This is a genomic window from Streptomyces erythrochromogenes (assembly GCF_036170895.1).
Taxonomy (GTDB): Bacteria; Actinomycetota; Actinomycetes; order Streptomycetales; family Streptomycetaceae; genus Streptomyces; species Streptomyces erythrochromogenes.
Map to the genome: position 1 here is coordinate 7,622,169 of NZ_CP108036.1, position 14,216 is coordinate 7,636,384.

Annotated in this window: 17 protein-coding genes; 8 read left to right on the forward strand and 9 right to left on the reverse strand. The window is 72.7% G+C overall.

The window, feature by feature from the left end; translation table 11 throughout:
• The first annotated feature begins 207 nt into the window (after positions 1–207).
• The 3 genes from OHA91_RS34890 (at position 208) to OHA91_RS34900 (ending at position 2,998) form a co-directional block, all read left to right on the forward strand.
• Positions 208–1,569 carry an FAD-dependent oxidoreductase gene (locus tag OHA91_RS34890; RefSeq protein WP_031157448.1) on the forward strand — a complete coding sequence of 454 codons (1,362 nt, stop codon included), beginning with the start codon at positions 208–210 and terminating at the stop codon, positions 1,567–1,569.
• A gap of 174 nt (positions 1,570–1,743) precedes the next feature.
• Entirely contained in the window at positions 1,744–2,406 is a 663-nt protein-coding gene (locus OHA91_RS34895) for an NADPH-dependent F420 reductase (protein WP_328740681.1), read from the forward strand.
• Between the two features lie 148 nt (positions 2,407–2,554).
• Positions 2,555–2,998 carry a hypothetical protein gene (locus OHA91_RS34900; protein WP_266505505.1) on the forward strand — a complete coding sequence of 148 codons (444 nt, stop codon included), beginning with the start codon at positions 2,555–2,557 and terminating at the stop codon, positions 2,996–2,998.
• A gap of 40 nt (positions 2,999–3,038) precedes the next feature.
• Here OHA91_RS34900 and OHA91_RS34905 read toward each other — a convergent pair whose 3' ends face one another.
• Both OHA91_RS34905 and OHA91_RS34910 read right to left on the reverse strand, forming a co-directional pair.
• Entirely contained in the window at positions 3,039–3,557 is a 519-nt protein-coding gene (locus OHA91_RS34905; protein WP_031157455.1) for a mycothiol transferase, read from the reverse strand.
• An 80-nt stretch (positions 3,558–3,637) separates the two neighbouring features.
• Complete coding sequence (locus tag OHA91_RS34910; protein ID WP_266505503.1) at positions 3,638–5,152, reverse strand: MFS transporter; 1,515 nt, start codon at positions 5,150–5,152, stop codon at positions 3,638–3,640.
• 152 nt (positions 5,153–5,304) lie between these two features.
• Between OHA91_RS34910 and OHA91_RS34915 the strand changes: the two genes are divergently transcribed.
• From OHA91_RS34915 to OHA91_RS34925, 3 genes are read left to right on the forward strand one after another with little or no spacing between them, the layout of a single operon-like run.
• Positions 5,305–5,739, forward strand: a complete 435-nt coding sequence (locus OHA91_RS34915; protein ID WP_328740682.1) for a MarR family winged helix-turn-helix transcriptional regulator — start codon at positions 5,305–5,307, stop codon at positions 5,737–5,739.
• A gap of 11 nt (positions 5,740–5,750) precedes the next feature.
• Complete coding sequence (locus OHA91_RS34920) at positions 5,751–6,122, forward strand: DUF4180 domain-containing protein (RefSeq protein WP_031157463.1); 372 nt, start codon at positions 5,751–5,753, stop codon at positions 6,120–6,122.
• Entirely contained in the window at positions 6,119–6,694 is a 576-nt protein-coding gene (locus OHA91_RS34925) for a HutD/Ves family protein (RefSeq protein ID WP_328740683.1), read from the forward strand. Before OHA91_RS34920 ends, OHA91_RS34925 begins: the two co-directional genes overlap by 4 nt.
• Before the next feature lie 4 nt (positions 6,695–6,698).
• On the opposite strand, the gene OHA91_RS34930 is transcribed toward OHA91_RS34925, so the two are convergent.
• The 3 genes from OHA91_RS34930 to OHA91_RS34940 all read right to left on the reverse strand — a co-directional run bounded on the left by OHA91_RS34930 (position 6,699) and on the right by OHA91_RS34940 (position 9,324).
• Positions 6,699–7,154: a hypothetical protein gene (locus tag OHA91_RS34930; protein ID WP_158714898.1), complete on the reverse strand. Its 456-nt coding sequence runs from the start codon at positions 7,152–7,154 to the stop codon at positions 6,699–6,701.
• Positions 7,151–7,396: a hypothetical protein gene (locus tag OHA91_RS34935; protein ID WP_031157472.1), complete on the reverse strand. Its 246-nt coding sequence runs from the start codon at positions 7,394–7,396 to the stop codon at positions 7,151–7,153. The genes OHA91_RS34930 and OHA91_RS34935 overlap by 4 nt, the downstream gene beginning before the upstream one ends.
• Before the next feature lie 122 nt (positions 7,397–7,518).
• On the reverse strand, positions 7,519–9,324 hold the full coding sequence (locus OHA91_RS34940) for a galactose oxidase-like domain-containing protein (protein ID WP_328740684.1): 1,806 nt from the start codon (positions 9,322–9,324) through the stop codon (positions 7,519–7,521).
• A gap of 267 nt (positions 9,325–9,591) precedes the next feature.
• Between OHA91_RS34940 and OHA91_RS34945 the strand changes: the two genes are divergently transcribed.
• Positions 9,592–10,242: a DUF4360 domain-containing protein gene (locus OHA91_RS34945; RefSeq protein WP_031157476.1), complete on the forward strand. Its 651-nt coding sequence runs from the start codon at positions 9,592–9,594 to the stop codon at positions 10,240–10,242.
• Between the two features lie 40 nt (positions 10,243–10,282).
• Here the strand turns inward: OHA91_RS34945 and OHA91_RS34950 are convergent, their stop codons facing one another.
• Both OHA91_RS34950 and OHA91_RS34955 read right to left on the reverse strand, forming a co-directional pair.
• Positions 10,283–11,326, reverse strand: coding sequence for a LacI family DNA-binding transcriptional regulator (locus OHA91_RS34950; protein ID WP_031157478.1), 1,044 nt, complete (start codon positions 11,324–11,326; stop codon positions 10,283–10,285).
• A gap of 212 nt (positions 11,327–11,538) precedes the next feature.
• Positions 11,539–11,892 (reverse strand): PRC-barrel domain-containing protein, encoded by a 354-nt coding sequence (locus OHA91_RS34955; RefSeq protein ID WP_266505491.1) that lies wholly within the window; start codon positions 11,890–11,892, stop codon positions 11,539–11,541.
• 221 nt (positions 11,893–12,113) lie between these two features.
• Here OHA91_RS34955 and OHA91_RS34960 point away from each other — a divergent pair, with 221 nt between their 5' ends.
• Complete coding sequence (locus OHA91_RS34960) at positions 12,114–13,220, forward strand: NAD-dependent epimerase/dehydratase family protein (RefSeq protein ID WP_328740685.1); 1,107 nt, start codon at positions 12,114–12,116, stop codon at positions 13,218–13,220.
• A gap of 100 nt (positions 13,221–13,320) precedes the next feature.
• Here OHA91_RS34960 and OHA91_RS34965 read toward each other — a convergent pair whose 3' ends face one another.
• Both OHA91_RS34965 and OHA91_RS34970 read right to left on the reverse strand, forming a co-directional pair.
• Positions 13,321–13,914 (reverse strand): hypothetical protein, encoded by a 594-nt coding sequence (locus OHA91_RS34965; RefSeq protein ID WP_051893780.1) that lies wholly within the window; start codon positions 13,912–13,914, stop codon positions 13,321–13,323.
• 10 nt (positions 13,915–13,924) lie between these two features.
• Positions 13,925–14,167, reverse strand: a complete 243-nt coding sequence (locus OHA91_RS34970) for a hypothetical protein (RefSeq protein WP_031157487.1) — start codon at positions 14,165–14,167, stop codon at positions 13,925–13,927.
• Positions 14,168–14,216 lie beyond the last annotated feature (49 nt).

Here is a 14,216-nt window from a genome sequence, read left to right on the forward strand (position 1 = left end):
GGAGTGATCAAGCCGCTCCAGTCTGTCAGTCGCCGTACGTGCTGACCAGCGAGTTCCTCGATACTCCAAGGGTGGCTTGGGGAGGTTATAAGCTTAGGTTATGGGGGCATAAAGCGACACCGGGTGCTGAGTTAGGCTTACCTTCGTTTAGGGTTCCCTTTGATCCGACTTGATCCACCTTGCCGTCGCTCGAAGGGAACCTCTGCCATGCCTCGCCCTCTGCGGGTAGCAATCGTCGGTGCCGGCCCGGCCGGCATCTATGCCGCCGACGCGCTGCTGAAGTCCGAGGCCGCCGTTGATCCCGGTGTGTCCATAGACCTCTTCGAGCGCATGCCCGCGCCCTTCGGCCTGATCCGCTACGGCGTCGCCCCCGACCACCCGCGCATCAAGGGCATCATCACCGCCCTGCACCAGGTGCTCGACAAGCCGCAGGTCCGCCTCTTCGGCAACGTCGACTACCCGGGCGACATCAGCCTCGACGAGCTGCGGTCCTTCTACGACGCCGTGATCTTCTCCACCGGCGCCACGGCCGACCGCGCGCTCGACATCCCCGGCGTCGACCTCGACGGCTCCTACGGCGCCGCCGACTTCGTCTCCTGGTACGACGGCCACCCGGACGTGCCGCGCACCTGGCCGCTCGAGGCCGAGAAGGTCGCCGTCCTCGGCGTCGGCAACGTCGCCCTCGACGTCGCGCGCATCCTCGCCAAGACGGCCGACGAGCTGCTGCCCACCGAGATCCCGGCCAACGTCTACGACGGCCTCAAGGCCAACAAGGCCCTCGAGGTGCACGTCTTCGGCCGTCGCGGTCCGGCCCAGGCCAAGTTCAGCCCGATGGAGCTGCGCGAGCTGGACCACTCGCCCAACATCGAGGTCATCGTCAACCCCGAGGACATCGACTACGACGACGGCTCGATCGCCGAGCGGCGGGGGAACAAGCAGACCGACATGGTCGCCAAGACCCTGGAGAACTGGGCGATCCGCGACATCGGAGAGCGGCCGCACAAGCTGTTCCTGCACTTCTTCGAGTCGCCCTCCGAGATCATCGGCGAGGACGGCAAGGTCGTCGGCCTGCGGACCGAGCGCACCGAGCTGGACGGCACCGGCAACGTCAAGGGCACCGGCCGGTTCACCGACTGGGACGTGCAGTCCGTGTACCGCGCGGTCGGCTACCTCTCCGACGAGCTGCCCAAGCTCCCCTGGGACGTCGAGTCCGGCACGGTCCCGGACGAGGGCGGCCGCGTGATCGACGCCGGCGGCCACATGCAGTCGACGTACGTGACCGGCTGGATCCGTCGCGGCCCGATCGGCCTGATCGGCCACACCAAGGGCGACGCGAACGAGACCGTCGCGAACCTGCTCGCCGACCACGCCGAGGGCCGCCTGGCCGCGCCGGCGTCGCCGGAGCCGGAAGCGGTCGAGACCTTCCTCGCCGAGCGCAGCGTGCGCTACACCACGTGGGAGGGCTGGTACCGGCTGGACGCGGCCGAGAAGGCCCTCGGCGAGCCCCAGGGCCGCGCGCGCGTGAAGATCGTGGAGCGCGAGGGAATGCTCGACGCGAGCGGCGCCTGACCACCAGGGGGCCGGGACCCGTACGGGTCCCGGCCCCCTGTGCGTCGCCCCCGCTGTCCCGAGCGGCCTGCGGCGCCCTTCGTACGGGGGATGATCGCGCCGGATCGGAATGCCGCGCCGCCCAAGGGAGTTGGACACGAGCACGACGGACGACCCCGAGGCACTGGAGAGCTCATGAAGATCGGCATCATCGGCGCGGGCAACATCGGCGGCAACCTCACCCGCCGGCTCACCGCCCTCGGACACGAGGTCGCGGTGGCCAACTCACGAGGGCCCGAGACCCTGACCGCCCTCGTGGAAGAGACCGGCGCCACGGCCGTCACCGTGGCCGAGGCGGCGCGCGGCGCCGAGATCGTCGTCGTCACCATCCCGTTCAAGAACGTGCCCGACCTGCCCGCCGGCCTCTTCGACGGGGCCGTCCCGGGCTTCGCGGTCATCGACACCGGCAACTACTACCCGCGGCAGCGCGACGGCCGGATCGCCGGCGTGGAGGACGCGGGCCTGACCGAGAGCCGCTGGACCGAGAAGCAGCTCGGGCACCCCGTGATCAAGGCCTTCAACGGCACCTACGCCCAGGACATCCTCGACCGGCACCGCCCGGCCGGCGCCGCGGACCGGATCGCGCTGCCCGTCGCGGGCGACGACGAGGCGGCGAAGAAGGCCGTGCGCGACCTCATCGAGGAGCTCGGCTTCGACACGGTCGACTCGGGCGGCCTCGACGACTCCTGGCGACAGCAGCCCGACACCCCCGTCTACGGGCTCCGGGAAGGCGTCGAAGGAGTCACCCGGGCCCTCGCCGAGGCCTCCCCGGAGCGCCCGGAGGGCTTCCGCGGCTGACTGGATCGGGCCGGCGGGAACCCCTGTCCGGGCAACGGGACGGGCCCTGCCGGCCGCGGGAACGGTGGCCCGCGATGCTGCGTCTCCGGGGGCAGACGGAGAGGGCCGGGCCGGGGGACGACCGGACGGCGGCGAAAGGGGCGGGGCGGTGCGGGAACGCCGAGGGGCGGGAGCGGGGCTGGTGGCCCTCGCGGTGGGGCTGCCACTGCTCGTGGCCGCGATCGTCATGGCGGTCGTGTTCACCGGTACCGGTGTCGTGGGGCGCAGCCCGCTGCACCGGGCGGTGGACCGGTACCTCGAAGCGGTGGGCGGTGGGGGAGCCGCACCGGCCGCCGGACCGGGAAGCGGGTGCCCTGACGGCGCCCCGGACCCCGCGGACGCCTTGCGGGGCCTCGCACCGCGCTTCGGGCACCACATCGTGTCGTCCACCGAGAGCGGCGACAGCGCCGCCGTCAACGTGGACCTCGTCCCGGCCGGCGGCGACCCGGCCGGCGGCGACCCGGTCGCGGTGCTCCTGGAACTGCGCCGTACCGGGGACCGCTGGGACGTCTGCGCGGCCTCCGCCGGCCGCATGGCGGTCGACCCGTTCTGAGTTCCGGGTTCCGAGTGGCGGGACCGGACCGGCGGGTGGCTCAGGAGTCCCGGCCCCGCTCCAGTACGCCGCGTACGAAGGCCGCCTGGCCGGCGTGCTGGAGGTCGTCGGCGAGCACGCTGACCAGGCGCACGCCGAGGGTGACCGGCGGGTCCCAGCGCTCGTCGACCACCCGGTCCAGGTCGGCGGCCGCGAGCCCCCGGACGAAGCCCAGGCTCTGCTCGTGCACCGCGTCGAAGTAGCCCAGGAGCAGCTCGCCCGAGTCGACCCGGACCGTGCCCGCCTGCCGTGCCGAGTGGCCGTAGCCGGTGGACCCGGCGGGCAGCGGCAGGTCGAACCGGTCCGCCCAGCCCCCGGCCTGCCACACCTGCTCAAGGCCCGCCGCGGCCGCGATGTGGTCGTCCTGGATCCGGGTCAGGTGCCAGACCAGCCAGGTGATCGAGTTCGCCGCCGGGTCGACGCGGGCGGCCAGCAGTTCCGCCGGCACCCCGTCCACGGCCTCGTACACGACCTCCCGGATCCGACCGAAACCGTCCGCGATGACGTCCGTAGCCTTCATGCACCCACCATGCAAGGCCCGGCGGCCCGCCCGGCGCGAACGACACGCGGGGGCGGGCCGCCGGGCCGGCGGTCACGGGGTCAGCCGACGGCGTCGGCCTTCTCGGGCTCGGCGGTCCGGGCCGGTTCGGCTGCGGCGGGCCGCCCGGGGGCTGCCGCGACGGGTCCCCTGCCGCCGCGCAGGCCGAGCCAGCCGATCAGCCCGACCAGGGCGAAGGCGGCGGCGCCGATCACGAATGTGAGGGTGAACCCGGACTCGGCGGGCAGCGGGGGTACCCCTGCGGGGAGGTGCTCGATGGTCTTGGAGGCCAGGATCGTGGTGACGACGGCGCTGCCGATCGCGCTGCCCGTCGAGCGGGAGATCGAGTTGATGCCGTTGGCGATGCCGCTCTGGTGCGGCGGGACGCTGGACATGATCACGGCGGGCATGGCGGCGTAGCCGAAGCTGACGGCCGCACCGACGACCAGGCCGGAGCCGATCACCGAGAACGCGTGGCTGTGGTCCACCGCGAGCCAGGCGAAGCCGACCGCGCCCAGCACGGCAGCCATGCCCAGGGCCACGCGCGGACCGCGGTGGCGCACGATCTGGCCGCCGACGGGCGAGGCCAGCAACGAGACGATCGCGCTGGGCAGCAGGAACTGCACGGAGGCGCGCAGGATCGAGGCGTCGAAGCCGTAGCCGGTGAGCGCCTCGGGCATCTGCACCAGGTACGACACGCCGAGGAAGCTCGCGAACATGCCGAAGCCGACGAAGAGGCCGGCCAGGTTGGCCATGAGCACCGGGCGGTGCACGAACATCTTCATGTCGACCAGGGGCTCGCGGACCTTTAGCTCGGTCACCACCCAGACGGCGGCCATGACGGCGGCGCCGGCGAAGCTGCCGAGCGTACGGCCGGAGGTCCAACCCCACTCGTGGCCCTGCGAGATCGCCAGCAGGAGCAGCAGCAGCGCGGCACCGAGGGTCAGGGCGCCGAGGAAGTCGGTGCGCCCGCCCGTCTTGGTGCGGGTGGCGGGAACCAGGAGGACCACGGCGAGCAGGGCGAGGACCGCGAGGCCGGTCGCCATCCAGAAGGCGTTGCGGTAGTCCGCGTCGGGTCCCGAGGTGAGCAGGCCGGTGGCCACGAGCGCGAGGCCGCTGCCGAACGCGAGCGTGCCGCTGACCAGTGCCATCGCACCGGGCAGCTTCTGCGGGCGGACCTCTTCACGCAGCACCGAGAGCGCGAGCGGGAAGATCGCGGTGGCGGCGCCCTGGAGGACGCGGCCCAGGATCAGCAGCGGGAGCGAAGAGGCCAGCGCCGTGAGGACGGAGCCCGCGACCATCACGCCGAGGACGGCCACCAGGGTGGGCTTCTTGCCGTGCTGGTCGCCGAACCGGCCGAGGAGCGGCGTGAAGACCGCCGCCGACAGCAGGGTGGCGGTGGTCACCCAGCTCACGTTCGCGGTCGAGGTGCCGAGATCGTCGCGGATCAGGCCGAGGATGGGGACCGGCAGGGTCTGCATCATCGACACGACCATCGCGGCGAGGCTCAGGGCGAAGACGATGACCGTCTCGTTGCGCTGCCCGGAGGCAGGGGCGGCTGCGGATGGGGTGCTCATGGCGGGGGGACCTTCTTCGTGTTTCGGAGCTGAGGAGCTTCGGAACCCAGATGTTTGATGTCATCAAGTAACTCGATCGAAGGTAGAGGTCGATATTTCAGGTAGTCAAGTAAACAATTGATAATGTGAACCATCCTGAGTACGCTCCAGTCATGAGCGAGACCGCCACCCACCCCACGAAGGTCCAGCTGCTGGAGCTGCTCGCCGCCATCGGCACCGCCCAGTGGCGCGAGTTCGCCGCGGCCGCGGCCCAGTACGGCCTCACCCCCACCCAGGCCCGGGTCCTCGCCCAGCTGGACGGCCCGGTGCCCATGCGCGGCCTCGCCGCCCTGCTGGTCTGCGACGCGTCCAACGTGACCGGCATCGTGGACCGCCTGGAGGCCCGCGAGCTCGTGCGCCGGGAGGCGTCCCCCGCCGACCGCCGCGTCAAGAACGTGGTGGCCACCGAGGCCGGCCGGGACGTCATCCGCCGGGTACGGCAGGAGACGCAGTCGGCGCACGGCGCGCTCGACACCCTCGACGAGACCGAGTGCGCGACGCTCTACGCCCTGCTGGCCCGCCTGCGGCCGTCGATGGAGAAGAGCTAGTCTCGACCTCCGTGGACACCCTTCAGAAGATCAACGACGTGCCCGTCCTGATGTGCGGGGCCGAGGGCGAGACCATCGCGGGTGAACGCGAGGCCCTGGACTGCATCGGCAACGCCTCCTACCAGGGCGCCGAGTGGGCGGTCATCCCGGTCGAGCGCTTCGACGAGGCGTTCTTCCGGCTGAGCACCCGGGTCGCGGGCGAGATCATCCAGAAGTTCGTCCAGTACCGGATGGGCATCGTCGTCCTCGGCGACATCTCCCGCCACACGGCGGCCAGCACGGCGCTGCGGGACTTCGTCCGCGAGTGCAACCGGGGCCGCCAGACGTGGTTCCTCGCCGACGCCGAGGAACTGCGTGCCCGGCTGACCGGGACCGGGGCGTGACCGGCGGCGACGTCCGCGTCCTGCGCGCGGCCGACCGCCCCGCCACGGTGTGGAAGAACGGCGGGGGAGTCACCCGGGAGATCGCCGCCTGGCCCGCGGACGCCGACATGGACTCGTTCCGGTGGCGGGCGAGTCTGGCCGAGGTGGCCGCGGACGGCCCCTTCTCGGCCTTCCCCGGGATCGACCGCACCCTCACCCTCGCCGAGGGCGCGGGCATGGACCTCGCCGTGGGCGGCGCGCACCGGCTCGTGGCCGAACGTTTCGCACCGCAGGACTTCGCGGGGGACGAGCCGACCGACTGCCGGCTCGTCTCCGGCCCCGTCGTGAACTTCAACGTGATGTACCGCCGCGGCGCGGCGACGGCCGAGACGGCCGTCGTACGGGGCCGGCTCACCCTGGCCGCCGAACCCGGCGAGACCCTGCTGGTGGTCGCCCTGGACGGCCCGGCGACGCTCGAAGCGGCGTGGGGCCCGGGCCACGCCCTGGGCCCCTACGACGCTGCCCTCGCGCGGGGTCCGTTCACCGGACGCCTACGGACCGACGGCCGCGCGGCCGTGGTCCGCCTGCGGTAGCCGGTCACCCGTGCGTCGAGCGGTACGTGGCGGAGCCGCCGGTGTCCGCGACGACCGTCGGGCAGACGCCACAGGCCGCCGCCCCGCGCTGTGCGAACCAGCGGCAGTCGCGGCGGATGCCGCAGACCGGCAGTGCCCCGCCGTCCTGCGCCACGTCCGTGCCGTCCGTGGCGTCCGGGTCGTCGAGGATGTGGTCGATGACGCCGCAGGCGGTCCCGGTCCACTGCGCGCAGGCGGCTTCCGCGCAGGGTTCCGTGAACCGGTAGCGCATCTCGGGGCGGCCCGCGGCGTCGAGCCGGTCGGCGAAGGCCCGGTCGACGAACACGGGCTCGGGCAGGTAGGCCAGGCGTCCGCCGCCGGTCATCACGCCCAGCAGCGCGGAGCCTTCGCGGCAGACACCGCTGGGACAGCTGCGCGGCCCCGCCCGCCGCTCCTCGCCGCCGCCGGCCATCGGGCTCATCGCCGGATTCCGGCCTCTTCCTCGGCGAACCTCTGGAGGTCCTGCACCAGTACCTCCCGGGGCAGGCCGTGCCACCAGACCTTCGGGTTCAGCCGCACGGCGACGGCGTCGCGCGGTCCGAAGTCGCCCAGCGCCAGCGCGCCGGCCTGGGCGATGGCCCGGCCGATCCGTTCCTGCTGCTCGTCGCTCAGCTCGACGCCGGTGACGACGAACGTGAACTCGTTCTTGTTGTTGCCGCCCATGGTGACTCCTCTGTCCGGGACGGTCGGTTCCCCGCTCGACCGTAGGAGCGGGGCCGTGATGCCGCGATCGGTGCGGATCGAGCGGGTGAAGATCCCGGGCCGGCCGGGGGCCCGGGCGGGGCTCAGCGGGTGCCGAGCTTGACCCACTTCGCCGTGCTGGGGACCCCCTTCGCGTCCAGCAGGAAGAGCATGTAGTAGCCCGGCGGGGCGTCGGCCGCGCCGGGCGGGGTCCGCAGCCCGATCCGGTCGCCCTGGATACCGGTGAGCCGCAGGTCCAGGTGGCGCTGGCTGGTGTTCACCGAGTGCGTGACCGTCGTCGGGGCCAGCAGGACGGCGCGCTCCACGTCCTTCGCCGTCGAGCTGGACACCTGGAACACCGTGTCGTAGCGGAGGTCGCCCGCCGGGGCCCGGTCGAGGGCCGGCCGGGCACCCCGGTGCAGGTAGGCGGGCTCGTAGAGCTCGATGCTCCCGTCCATCCCGTCCTTGATGTCGGGATCGTTGGCGATCTGCTGGAGTTCGTCGCCGGTGACCATCATCCGGCCGTCCGGCAGGATCAGGGCGTTGGAGTGGTAGCCGCGGGGCAGCCGCTGGGCCGGCCCCAGCTTCCAGCGGCCGCGCGCGTCGCGCACCTCGATCTGCCGGTACTTCAGATCGGCCTGCGGATTGAACGGGCCGTGGCCGTAGTCCCGGGTGTCCAGGGCTCCGTTCACGGTGAGCAGCGTGCCGTCCGGCAGGATCAGGGTGCCGTCCTGGGTGCGGCCGAAGGCCCTGGGCTCCTCGGTCGTCCAGCGTCCGCCGGACAGCCGGTAGGTGTGCGGGTCGCGCGGGTCGCCGCCGAGGACCAGGACGGAGTCCGGGCCGCGGAAGCCGGCCGGCAGCGGCACGGCCGAGCCGTATCCGCGGAAGTCGGCGGGCCGCCGCGGCAGGTCGCCGCGTACGTCCTTGACCGGGTTGAAGAGCCACTGCTGGTCGGCGTCGCGGCCGAGGCCGTAGATCATCCCGTCGCGCAGCGAGAAGAGGTGCGGGTAGTCGTTGCGGAAGGGGGCGTCCGAGCGGAGGGGCTCGGCGGGTACGCCGGCCGGGATGTCGTACGGCCGCCAGGGCACGCGGTGCCCCAGCGCGGGGAAGCGCTCCACCACCGGGGTGGGGGTGCCGGTGCCGCGCTCGGACTGGCCGGACATGATGATCTGCCGGCCGTCCGCCCCGGTCACGACGGAGGGGTACCAGCGGCCGACGGCCATGTCGCGGTTGCGGAACCACTTCTCGGTCCACGGGTCGAAGACGAAGGACAGTTTGGCGCCGCTGCCGCCCTTGCCGCCGACGTTGCCGCCGAACACCCCGACCATCCCGTTGGGCAGGTACGAGTGCCCGGCGCAGAAGAACGGGGCCGGGCGCGGGGAGTAGGTGCCGTCGGGCATCAGCACCACCGGCGGCGGCACGTTCCGGAAGGCCCGGGCCCCGGTCCCCTCGGCGGGGTCCCAGAGCCAGGCGCGGCCCGCGTTGGTCCGGCCGACGGTGTTCGTCGGCCCGGTCTCCTTCGTGGGGTCGGCCTCGACGCGCTCGAAGGAGAACAGCAGCACCTTGCCCGTGGGCAGCAGGGCCACGTGGACGCCGAAGTCGGGGGAGGGGAAGAACTGCGTGAAGCGGCCGAACCGGGCCGCGTCGAAACCGGCGTTGGCCCTGCGCTGGGACTCCTCCAGCGAGGCCAGGCTCGCCGTCCGCTTCGACTGCGGATACCGCTGGGTCCCCTTGGCGGCCCGGCGCAGCCCCGCGTGGGCGCGGGCGTGGTCCTCGCCCAGCACGGCGGCCTCGTCGCCGGTGTGGTGGACCGCGGCCCGGGCCGGTGCGGGCGGCCCGGCCGTCGGGACGGCCAGGGCGGCGGCGAGGGCCAGCACCGACAGGACGGCGGACCGTGGTGCGCGGGACATGGGACTCCTCACCGCAGGAGGGCCCGGCGCCGAGACCGGCTCCGGACCCGCTGATGGCCTGAAGGATCTCGGCGATATTAGGACAAAGCGAATGCCTGGGTGGCTGCGACCCGACGCGATCGGGGCTCCCCGAAGGCCTCTTGGGGCCGTTCGGCGGGGGGACATGGTGCGGTTTATCGTTTCTGCGGTGAATCGTTTCGACCGTCAAGGTGAGGCCGCGTACCCGCCGACCGGCCCCGCACGTCGCGGACCGCTATCCATGTCGGTGTGATCAAGTCGCTCCGTACCGGATTCACCGCAGCCGCCGTGACCGCAACGCTCGTCACGCTCAGCCCCTCCGCGGGGGCCTCCGCCTCGGCCCCCCTCGACCAGGTGACCGTGGACGTCGCCACGGTCAACGGATCGGGGTGCCGCCCCGGCAGCGCCACCGTCGCCGTGTCACCCGACAACTCCGCCTTCACCGTCACCTACAGCGAGTACGTGGCCCAGGCAGGCGGCGGAGCCCCCGCCGTCGAGGGCCGCAAGAACTGCCTCCTGTCCCTCGTCGTGCACGTCCCGCAGGGCTACACCTACGCCATCGCGAAGGTCGACTACCGGGGCTTCGGCAGCCTCCAGCCGGGCGCGATCGGCACGCAGAAGGCCAGCTACTACTTCCAGGGCATGAGCCAGACCGCCTACCGGACCCACCGGTTCGACGGCGCGCTCGACGACAACTGGCAGGCCACCGACACCACGGGCATCGAGGCCCTGGCCTGGTCGCCCTGCGGCGAGCAGCGCAACTTCAACATCAACACCGAACTGCGAGCGGAAGTGGGCACGTCCGACCCGTCGAAGACCAGCTTCATGGCCCTCGACTCGACGGACGGCAGCATCAACAGCGTCTACCACTTCTCCTGGAAGCAGTGCGCACGGCACTGACCGGGCCGTACCCGGGGCCCGTCGTCGTACGGGCCCCGCGTCAGCCCGACGCGCGCTGCACCAGGGCCGTCTCGGTTATCACCGGGCCCGGCACGGTCCTGCCCTCGCGGCCGTCGGCCAGCCGCTCCATCAGCAGCCGCGCCATCATCCGCCCCATGCCCTCGATGTCCTGACGCACGGTCGTCAGCGGCGGGTCGGCGCTCTCCGCCACCGGCTCGGCGTCGTCGAAGCCGACCACCGCCACCTCCGCGGGAACCGCCCGGCCGCGCTCCCGCAGCACGCGCAGCGCACCCGTCGCCATCAGGTCGTTGCCGGCGAACACCGCGTCGATCGAGGGGTCCCGGTCCAGCAGTTCGGCCATCGCGCGGGCCCCGCCCGCCGCGGTGAAGTCTCCTACGGAGACCAACTCGGGCTCCGCGGCCGGGAGCACGTCGTGGTAGCCGCTCAGCCGGTCGGCCGCCGAAGTCTGGTCGAGCGGGCCGCAGATGTGCGCGATCCGCCGCCGCCCCTGCGCGAGCAGGTGCCGTACGGCGTCCCGGGCGCCCCCGCGGTTGTCCGCGTCGACGTACGTCACCTTGTCGTCCTCACCGGGCCCGGCGGTCCAGCCGGGGCGGCCGCCGTAGACCATGGGCATGCCAATGCGGCTGGCGATGGCGGGCAGCGGATCGTCGGTGTGCAAGGAGAAGGCGAGCGCCCCGTCGACGTGGCCGCCGGCCAGGTACCGCTCGATGCGGTCGTAGTCGCAGAGGTCCTCCACCAGCAGCAGCACCAGCTGGGTGTCGTGCGCGGTCAACTCCTTGCTGATACCGCGTATCTGACGGGAGAAGAAGGGATCCGAGAAGATCCTGGCCTCGGGCTCGGGGATGATCACTGCTACGGCGCCGGTGCGCCGGGTGACCAGCGTGCGCGCCGCGTGGTTCGGGATGTATCCCAGCTCCTGGATCGCCGTCTGCACCCGGTCCGCCAGATGCGGGCGCACCCCGTCGCCGCCGTTGACCACACGGGAGACCGTGGCCCTCGACACGCCCGCGAGCGCCGCGACGGCCTCCAGGGTGGGACGGCTGCCGGAACGCGGTTCGGGCACGTGATTTCCTCCATGATCCACAGGCGGTGGCCTCGCCGAACAGAAGGGTAACGGGTGATCAACGTACGGTGTGAGGTCAGGTGGGCCGCGGTGCGCGTTCCGGCGGCGCGGCCTCCCCGGCGCAGACCGGCGCCCCGGCGAAACCGGCCCGGCCGGCGGCTCCCTCAGGGTGGTGCGCCGACCGCTCCGCCGACAGGCCGAGGGCGATCCGCCTACATGTGGGACTGGCCGTAGTAGTGGCCGAACCGGTCCATGAAGTTCGGCTCACCCGCGTACTTGGCCTCGTCGTAGTCCGGTGCGTTCTTGATCTGCTCCTTGGTCAGGTTGAGGTAGACCTTCTCCTCGGCCGTGTCGATGCGCTCGACGACGCCCGCCGGCAGGAGGACGTGCTTGCCGAAGATCCAGACGCCCGTGTCGACGACGATGTGGGAGGCCTGGAAGTCGGCGGAGTGCTTGTCGACCTTTCCGATGTGGCCGTCGGTCGCCTCGACCTTGTAGCCGACGAGATCGATGCCGCTCTGGTGGCCGGCGTCCTCGTGGTATCCCCAGATGTCCTTCTCACTCACGGCTCTCGCCTCTCTGTACCCGTACGTGTGCCAGTACCTGCCCGCCCCGGGAGCCGGACGGGAGTGCCACCAGGCGCCTCCCCACAAATGACCGGCTCACGCCCAGATTGCCGGAGCGATCACGCTCCCGCGCGCCCGCCGCGCCGGGCCCGCGCATGCGCCGCGCCGGCACGGGTAGGCGCCCGACACCCCCAGCGCCCTCCCGGAGAGGAGCCGACACGATGACGCGGCACGCACCGGCGGAGAAGAACACCGAACGCACGGCTGGACGGCGAGGTGAGGGCACCCACGTCGTGGTCGTCGGGGCCACGGGCAACGTCGGGACCAGCGTGGTGCTCGCCCTCGCCGAAGACCCCTCGGTCGGCTCCGTCCTCGGCCTGGCCCGCAGGCTTCCCCAGTGGCGGCCGCCGAAGACGCGCTGGCAGGCCGTGGACGTGGAACCCGGCGGTGCGGACCTGGCCCCGCTCCTCACCGGCGCCGACGCCGTCATCCACCTCGCATGGAAGTTCCAGCCCACCCACCACCCCGCAGAGACCTGGCGCACCAACGTCCTGGGCAGCATCCGCGTCTTCGACGCCGTGGCCGCCGCCGGCGTACCCGCCCTCGTGCACGCATCGTCGGTCGGCGCCTACTCACCGGGACCGAAGGACCGCGCCGTCGACGAGTCCTGGCCCACCCACGGCTGGCCGCAGGCCGCCTACACCCGGGAGAAGGCCTATCTCGAAAGGGTCCTCGACACCTACGAACGCACCCACCCGGACATCCGGGTCGTGCGGATGCGGCCGGGCTTCCTCTTCAAGCGGCAGTCCGCCTCCGAACAGCGCCGCATCTTCGCGGGCCGGCTGCTCCCGAGCCGGTTCCTGCGCCCCGAGCTCCTGCCCGCCGTACCCGACCTGGCCGGGCTGCGGTTCCAGGCCCTGCACACCGACGACGCTGCCGCCGCCTACCGGGCAGCGGCCGCACTCCCCGTCCGTGGGCCCTTCAACCTGGCGGCCGACCCGCCGCTGGACGCGGAGGTCCTCTCCCGGATCCTCGACGCCCGGAGCCTGCCGATGCCGACGGCGCCCGTACGGGCCGCCCTCGCCGCGGCGTGGCGGCTGCACCTGGTCCCGGCCTCCCCGGACCTGTTCGACGCCGTGCTGAGGCTGCCGCTGATGGACACCTCGCGGGCGCGCGGGGAACTGTCCTGGGAGCCCCGGTACACCTCGGTGGAGGCCGTCGAGGAGTTCCTCGACGGCCTCCGTTCGGGAGCGGGCATGGACACCGCCCCGCTCGCCCCGGACACCAAGCCCGCCCGGCGCGTCGCGAGGTCCCGCGGGCAGATCTGAAGCGCCCGGCGGGCTGGTGTGCACCCGTTCAGGTCGGGTAAAGGCCGTCCCTTCCGGTCGTGCCGGGCGGCGCGAGTCCGGCACGACCGGAAGAGACGGCCTAGCTCGGCCCGGGCAGGCCGCGCAGGCCTCGGCGCCACACGGCCTCCGCAGCGTGCGGCGTCGCGGCCCGGCCGCGCGCCTCGCGGGCGAAGAGCTGTGACGCGCAGGCGCTGCGCATGGCCTCCAGGGCGCGGATCTGCTGCTCGGCCCGCCGGATGAGCTCCTCGATCAGGGAGGTGTCGATCCGGGGGTCGGTGCGGGCCAGACTGCGCAGCGAACGCCAGCAGGCAGCCTTGCCCTCCACGCCGATGCGCATCGCCTCGAGCTCCAGGACGTCGCTGAGCGGGGATCGGGACAGGATCCGTCCGTTGAGTTTCAGCCTGCCCACCCTCTCGGCGAGCCGGCCGAGGGCCGCCCTCGTCCGCATCACGGGCACGTCGAGATCGGCCATCAGGGCGCGCAGGCTCTCCCGGTCCTCGGCCACCTGCTCGGCCAACGACTCCAGGGACGTGCCGAGGGCGCCGCCCCGGTGGGCTCCTGCGGCCCGGCGGAGCACCTCGACGCCGCCGTTCGCGCCGGTCAGGTGGTCGTTGAGGTAGATGGCCAGGAAGGTGGGGGCGCGGCCCGTGGGGGGCTTGTGGCTCCGGTTCACTCCGGCCTCCTCAGGGGGACCGCCGGGACGTGGCGGGCCGGTCGTCGTCCGGTCCCGTCCAGCGGGTGCCCCGGCCGGACCCGCCGGACTCCACCGGCCGGTCGAGGCGGCTCGCCTCGTCCGTGTCCGCGGCCCGCGTGGTCCCGTCGTCCTTGCCCGGCTTCCCGGCGCGCGGTGCCCGGCGCCGCCGGCCTTCGTCCCCGTGATCGCCGTGGTGCAGCGGTACTCCGCCTGCTCCGCCCTGGTCGTCCATGACAGTTCCTCTCGTGTCGCCGGAGCCTCCCCTCACCCGGCGGGTGCCC

What these genes read in the sequence shown, in the direction of transcription:
- OHA91_RS34890 (WP_031157448.1), top strand. Translation starts at nt 208, where the DNA reads ATGCCTCGCCCTCTGCGGGTAGCAATCGTCGGTGCCGGCCCGGCCGGC.
- OHA91_RS34895 (WP_328740681.1), top strand. Translation starts at nt 1,744, where the DNA reads ATGAAGATCGGCATCATCGGCGCGGGCAACATCGGCGGCAACCTCACC.
- OHA91_RS34905 (WP_031157455.1), bottom strand. Translation starts at nt 3,557, where the DNA reads ATGAAGGCTACGGACGTCATCGCGGACGGTTTCGGTCGGATCCGGGAG.
- OHA91_RS34910 (WP_266505503.1), bottom strand. Translation starts at nt 5,152, where the DNA reads ATGAGCACCCCATCCGCAGCCGCCCCTGCCTCCGGGCAGCGCAACGAG.
- OHA91_RS34915 (WP_328740682.1), top strand. Translation starts at nt 5,305, where the DNA reads ATGAGCGAGACCGCCACCCACCCCACGAAGGTCCAGCTGCTGGAGCTG.
- OHA91_RS34930 (WP_158714898.1), bottom strand. Translation starts at nt 7,154, where the DNA reads ATGAGCCCGATGGCCGGCGGCGGCGAGGAGCGGCGGGCGGGGCCGCGC.
- OHA91_RS34935 (WP_031157472.1), bottom strand. Translation starts at nt 7,396, where the DNA reads ATGGGCGGCAACAACAAGAACGAGTTCACGTTCGTCGTCACCGGCGTC.
- OHA91_RS34940 (WP_328740684.1), bottom strand. Translation starts at nt 9,324, where the DNA reads ATGTCCCGCGCACCACGGTCCGCCGTCCTGTCGGTGCTGGCCCTCGCC.
- OHA91_RS34960 (WP_328740685.1), top strand. Translation starts at nt 12,114, where the DNA reads ATGACGCGGCACGCACCGGCGGAGAAGAACACCGAACGCACGGCTGGA.
- OHA91_RS34970 (WP_031157487.1), bottom strand. Translation starts at nt 14,167, where the DNA reads ATGGACGACCAGGGCGGAGCAGGCGGAGTACCGCTGCACCACGGCGAT.